Origin of the sequence: Streptococcus panodentis, assembly GCF_017884005.1 — a bacterium.
GTDB classification, from domain to species: Bacteria; Bacillota; Bacilli; order Lactobacillales; family Streptococcaceae; genus Streptococcus; species Streptococcus panodentis.
Genome location: NZ_QFAY01000046.1, coordinates 1 through 5656, shown reverse-complemented (window position 1 = coordinate 5656; position 5656 = coordinate 1). Strand labels below are relative to the sequence as shown.

Below are 5656 nucleotides of genomic sequence, written 5' to 3'. Positions count from 1 at the left end.
CCCTGAGTGCCTCCATTTCCGGACTGCAATCCAAATCGAAACCGGCCAAAGGAGACGCAGCCCGAATTGCCAGTCTGCAAAGTCAGCTGGATGCGGCCAATGCACGGGTGCAGGAAGCCCAGCAAATCCTTAACAGATGAAGAGACGAAGACCCTTCAGGAGTATGAGTCACGCTATCCGAATAGAGTGCCAGAAGGTATTAAACAGCAGCTGAAAGAGATGCAAGAGTCTGATGCAAAGAGAGCGGCGGAATTTTTAGGAATTTCCGTAGAAGATTGGAACAATGGAATTAGTATGTTACAGGATGGAAATGAAGGGATTTCAGCTAATTAATGAAGTAGATATTCCGGGTACAAAAACTAATCTAGTTCAAGGTACTAAAAATTTATTTAAGAATCTATTTGATGGTAAAGGTTTTTCTATTGAGAGGTAAGAAATGAAAAAAGAAGAGAAGACATCAGAAATTCTAAACAAAGAATATTTTCAGGCGTTGGGCTCCACACGGGCTTCTGTGGGGATGCTGAAGCTTGCTTGGTCTGGCTTATTTGTTCTCAGCATTGGCTTAGCGCATGTATATTATTTTGTCGAAAATCAGCTTCATCAAAATCCTTTTTCAAATGCAGCTTTCTTATTTTTATTGGCTTATGATGTCTTTTTTCTGTTCTGCCAAATAGTCTCTTTTAGTCCAAAATTGATTTTTAGGCACCAAGCTTTTAGTACAGCTTTGCTTTTTGCAATGATTAATGGCTTGCTTCTATCCTTGGTTCTAATGGACTATGTTCTCGTTATATTCAATAATGATTTGTTAAAGAATTCCTTGATATATTCGACTATTTATTGGGTTAGTTCTTTGATCTTCTTTTTGGGCTTAATTTTTTATAATTTAAGATGGCTAAAGAAACAATTAGAAAATGGCTTTTCAGAAGAGCGGACCAATGCCAACTATTTTGCTGCTTCTAGCGTTTTTAGTAAGACATCATTGTGGATTATTTTTGCTCTTACTATTTTAGGAGTAGTAGCAGCAGCTATCCTAACAAGATCATGGAATAGCATTTTAGGAGTATCAGGGAATGTTTTATTTATCAGTGCCTTCTCTAGGCTAATTGTCGAAGTAGGTTATTTACTTTATCTGAGAATAAAAGATAAGTCTTATTGGGAAGAAGTTCCAGAGGAATTAAAGAATCAGAATATTTTGAAAACTTTGGATTTTAAAAAACCTAAGATTCGCTTGTGGACAGAGCTTATTTTATTTTTAGGGTTTACCATCTGTTTGCGATTGTTAAATATAGATGAAACAAAAAATCTTATTTTATTATGGACTATGCGCATTTTTGCTTATACAATTATGTTGGATGCCGCAGTGAGCTTTATTCTGCATCAAATCAAGAAACGAAAGAAAGGAAAATAAATTGAAGTTTAAAAGAAGGCGGTTGATGAATGCTTTAACAACATTTAAGCAACATTGGGGACAGCTGTAGGTGCTTTAGCTGGGATGGTAATAAATACAATAATCAATACGCCTATAGGTGAGAAGAGCGTAGTTGGTCATGCTCAGTCATTTGCTAAAGGAGTAGGCGATTCTATTGCTAATTTCTTTGGAGGTGGAAAGTGATTAAAAATAACACTGATTTAAAGCGAGAGGAATTGAACAAAGAATATTTTCAGGCGTTGGGCTCCACACGGGCTTCTGTTGGGATGCTTTCCTTAGCTTGGGCAGGTTTATTCTTTTTTGTAATTGAGTCAATATATATTTTTTTCTATATAAAAGAACAATATAACGTAAATCCTTTTACGAATTATATTTTTATATTTTTATGTTTTTATATGTTGTTCTTGGTGGTATGCCAGTTGCTTTCTTTTGATAAAAAACTAATCTATAAACATCAAGTTTTTGGAACGAGCATGCTTTTAATCATGATAAATGGCTTATTGTTATCACTTGTTTTGACAGGGTACATACTGATTATTTTTACAAATGATACATTAATGGGTTTGGTGCGCTATTCGGTATATTTTTTCTTCTTTTCCTTTCTTTTCTTTTTGGGACTGCTTCTTTATAATATACGTTGGTTAAGAGAACAGTTAAGCAGAGGTTTTTCAGAACAGCGGACCAATGCCAACTATTTTGCTGCTTCTAGCGTTTTTAGTAAGCCATCATTGTGGATTATTTTTGCTCTTACTATTTTAGGAGGAGTAGCAGCAGCTTTTCTAACAAAATCGTGGCAGGGTATTTTAGGGATATTAGGGAATATTTTATTTATCAGTGCCTTCTCTAGGCTAATTGTCGAAGTAGGTTATTTACTTTATCTGAGAATAAAAGATAAGTCTTATTGGGAAGAGATGCCAGAGGAATTGACGGAGCAGAGCCTGTTGAAAGTTCTGGATGTCAGAAAAGCAAAATCTCGCTTAATTATTGAAGTTGTTTTGTTTTTTAGTTTGATGTCTTATATACGAGTGATGGATATAGATGTGGCAAATAGTCCAATTTGGCTAACATGGACTGTAAGGATTTTTGGTTATACGATTAGCTTAGATGCGATTACTAGTCTTGTTCTGCATCAAATCAAAAAACGAAAGAGAGGAAAATAAATTGAAGTTTAAAAGAAGGCAGTTAAGCCTGAAAAATGCGGTTGGATTTGAATTAACCATTGAGCCGGGAATCCCTTTTTATGAACAATTGGTAGATGCGTCAACATCATTTAAGCAACTAATGATGGGAGATGATTTGTATTTTGATGGACCTACATACTTTACCTATGTACCGTCAGAAAATAGTCAGGATATTTTGGTTTTTACAACGATAGGAAATCAACTTGAAATAGAGGAAGAAAATACATCAGGTATTTTCTTCCAAGAGTCTTTAGATTTGACGACTGATTTTTATTATCGCCACTACAATCAGGAGGAACCGATTCCCTATGAGGAAATTGAGAAAGCAATTTCTGAAGCAGGATTTAAACTAGTAAATATTTTCCATGCAGTGTTAGACCTTTATGGTGACTATGTAGTGGACTTATATTGCGAGGTTGAGAGAGAAGGATGAAATTACCTGTAGATGTTGTGAAGGTTGAAAAGATTGCATTTCAGAATGTGGTTAGAAAGAGAGCATCATTTCATTACAGTGAGATGGACAAGCATTTAAGTCAATTTGTTTCAGAACTTACAGAAGCAGGCTATCAATTAAAAGGTCCGTTCTTCTACAGTTTAAACAATGTTCCCTTAAATGAGATAGTTGATATTGAAATGTTCATGCCCATATCGAATAATGCTTTTCATTTAGAAGGATATAAATTTTCAACTTATTTTGAAGTGAGAGATTTGTTAAAAACGGTTGTTAAAGGGGATTTTTCCGCCATGACAGAAGTCGGTTTTGCAAAATTAGTGCTGTCACTTGAAGAAAATGATTTGGAAATAGCAACACCTTTTTATCATATAGTTCCGCAAGACGGACTACGATACTTAGAGCTATTGGTTGGTTATTATTAACCCCCAATTTTTCACGATTAGTTAAAGAATCTGGCTATAAGCAAGGAAGTACCGAACTTTAGGAAATGTTATTTTGCCCTATCCCTCCTATATAGCAATGTTTTTTTGACAATGAGGAAAAATGGCGGATAATCTAAAAAAGCTGATAGCTGATAATGCACAAAGAAAGGTTCTTAATTAGTAATCGTGACCGCCTGAATCTATTTTGGGTGGTTTTTTTCTATGCTATCATTTCATGACCCCATTGCTGTAATATGTTATAATGGATAAAAAGATAAATAGGAGCTGTTATGATGAATAAAACCCAAGAAGACCAATTAGAGGTTCTGAAGCGCCAGCAGTATAAGTTGGAAAATAAGATTGAAGATTTGGAGATTGAATACCGCCAGTTCAAAGGGATACGGGAAGATGTGATGTCCTCACAGGGGAGTGCACTGTTTCACTTTAAGAACCTTTTAGATGGAGGAGTGACCAAGGGGCACCTGCCCTTTTATCAGTATCTGCTGGATGATATAGAAGAGGTGACTCATTCTCTTGCGACTGACTTTGAAGAGGAAGACAAAGAACTGAAGAAACGGTATCAAATCTATCATCAGCAGTTAGACGAATTATACGAAACCCGTAAAAAAATAGAACAGAAGTAATATAATTTCTACAGTCTGTTTTAGCTAAAGAATCAAACACGAAAGGAAAAGTTATGGTAAAGGTAAACTACGGCAGTCTGCAAACGCAGTCCTCGAGCCTGTCCCCGGCCTCGCAGTCGCGGGTTGCGGGCTTTCGGAGCTTGATTTCAGCTTTTGAGAGTTTTGGCGGCAGCGCAGGAGAGTTATTGGGAAGCGGTTATGACTCGGCCCGTGCCTATGCGACGGGCGTCATGGTTCCCTATTATCAGGGCTGTATTCTCTATTCCGAAGCGGTGGCGGCTTTGCTTTGCCGGAGGACTTAACTTGGGTGAGTGATGTTGAGCAAGGATGGGCTGATCGAGAGATAGCAATGGAGAACAACTATTTATCAGCGCTGGATAAGGTATACAACGGCGAATCTCTGACTGAAGCAGAGCTGACGGCGATAGAGCGATATGCGGCGGCCTATCCAGACCGAGTGGATTCTTCTGTTTTAGAGTATGTACAGCAAGCGCGTCAGGTCAAGGCAGAGGAGATGAAAATCCGAGGCTTGATTGATAAGGTGGATGAAGGGAAGTCTTTGACAGACGAAGAAACAAAGACACTTCAAGACTATCAGTCAAATCACCCAGATAGTAATTTACTGGAGAATATCAAGCATGCGCTGGGACAGAATGAGTCTAAGAAGAAAGAATCAACTAGCAAACTTTCTAATAAGGAAGTAGAGGACTTCTGGGTTGCAGCTCAAAAATATTGCCAAGAAAACGATATTGATTTTGAATCGTTTATGGGAGAAATGTCTCGAGATACATTGCTGACATTGATGGAGGAAGGGCCAGATAAGATTAGAGAAAGAGCGCCTCAATTTTACGAATTTGTTGCGCAGAGGTTTAATGGAGCTAATGCAGAAGCGACAATCACTAGCTTACTAAGCGCATATTCTGCTACTGGAGATGCTAATACTGCTGGTAGAATTGGGAATATTGTGGGGAATGTATTTTCAAAAGCTAAACCGATTATCCAAGGAGCGGGTAAAGCTCTCAATGGTTTGTTTACTTTCTTAGACTTTAAAGATCAATTAGACAACGGAGAAAGTTTACCTAATGCAGCCATAAAAACAGCAATTCATTCATGGATTTCAGGTACAGTTACTACTGCAGTCACTACTTCAGTTGCAGGGGGGATAGGGGGCACAATAGGCGCTGCATTAGGTACCTTTATCCCTATTCCAGGAGCAGGAACAGTGATAGGTTATGCTATTGGGGTTGCAGCGGGTGTTGCTGTTTCTTGGGGCGTTAATAAAGTAGCTGATTTCTTTTATGATAATACAGTAGGAAAAGCTGTTAATGATGTTTGGAATAAAGGAACAGAGTTTGTAGGTAATACAGTGAAGTCGGTTGGAAAATCTATAGGCGATGGAGTTTCAGGTTTCTTTAGTGGGCTTGGAACTGCATTTGGATTTTAATTTAGATAACTCAAACTTGTAACCATCAAATCTCCCGTAACCCCTTATCCCTCAAGAGTTTAGACACAAAATAATGCTAATC

7 protein-coding genes are annotated in these 5656 nt (G+C 37.6%); all 7 read left to right on the top strand.

Annotation, left to right across the window (positions count from 1 at the left end):
- Positions 1-436: 436 nt before the first annotated feature.
- Positions 437-1408: a hypothetical protein gene (locus DHL47_RS13035; protein WP_245335648.1), complete on the top strand. Its 972-nt coding sequence runs from the start codon at positions 437-439 to the stop codon at positions 1406-1408.
- A gap of 200 nt (positions 1409-1608) precedes the next feature.
- Entirely contained in the window at positions 1609-2589 is a 981-nt protein-coding gene (locus DHL47_RS13030) for a hypothetical protein (RefSeq protein WP_338060125.1), read from the top strand.
- A gap of 1 nt (position 2590) precedes the next feature.
- Complete coding sequence (locus DHL47_RS13025; RefSeq protein WP_209552160.1) at positions 2591-3043, top strand: hypothetical protein; 453 nt, start codon at positions 2591-2593, stop codon at positions 3041-3043.
- Positions 3040-3486, top strand: coding sequence for a DUF5085 family protein (locus DHL47_RS13020; RefSeq protein WP_209552159.1), 447 nt, complete (start codon positions 3040-3042; stop codon positions 3484-3486). Before DHL47_RS13025 ends, DHL47_RS13020 begins: the two co-directional genes overlap by 4 nt.
- Before the next feature lie 290 nt (positions 3487-3776).
- Positions 3777-4130, top strand: a complete 354-nt coding sequence (locus DHL47_RS13015) for a hypothetical protein (protein ID WP_209552158.1) — start codon at positions 3777-3779, stop codon at positions 4128-4130.
- 53 nt (positions 4131-4183) lie between these two features.
- Entirely contained in the window at positions 4184-4432 is a 249-nt protein-coding gene (locus DHL47_RS13010; protein WP_209552157.1) for a hypothetical protein, read from the top strand.
- A 5-nt stretch (positions 4433-4437) separates the two neighbouring features.
- Positions 4438-5574, top strand: a complete 1137-nt coding sequence (locus DHL47_RS13495; protein WP_338060124.1) for a hypothetical protein — start codon at positions 4438-4440, stop codon at positions 5572-5574.
- Positions 5575-5656: the final 82 nt, after the last annotated feature.

Coding starts and splice junctions, on each gene's coding strand:
- DHL47_RS13035 (WP_245335648.1), top strand. CDS start 437: ATGAAAAAAGAAGAGAAGACATCAGAAATTCTAAACAAAGAATATTTT.
- DHL47_RS13020 (WP_209552159.1), top strand. CDS start 3,040: ATGAAATTACCTGTAGATGTTGTGAAGGTTGAAAAGATTGCATTTCAG.
- DHL47_RS13015 (WP_209552158.1), top strand. CDS start 3,777: ATGATGAATAAAACCCAAGAAGACCAATTAGAGGTTCTGAAGCGCCAG.
- DHL47_RS13010 (WP_209552157.1), top strand. CDS start 4,184: ATGGTAAAGGTAAACTACGGCAGTCTGCAAACGCAGTCCTCGAGCCTG.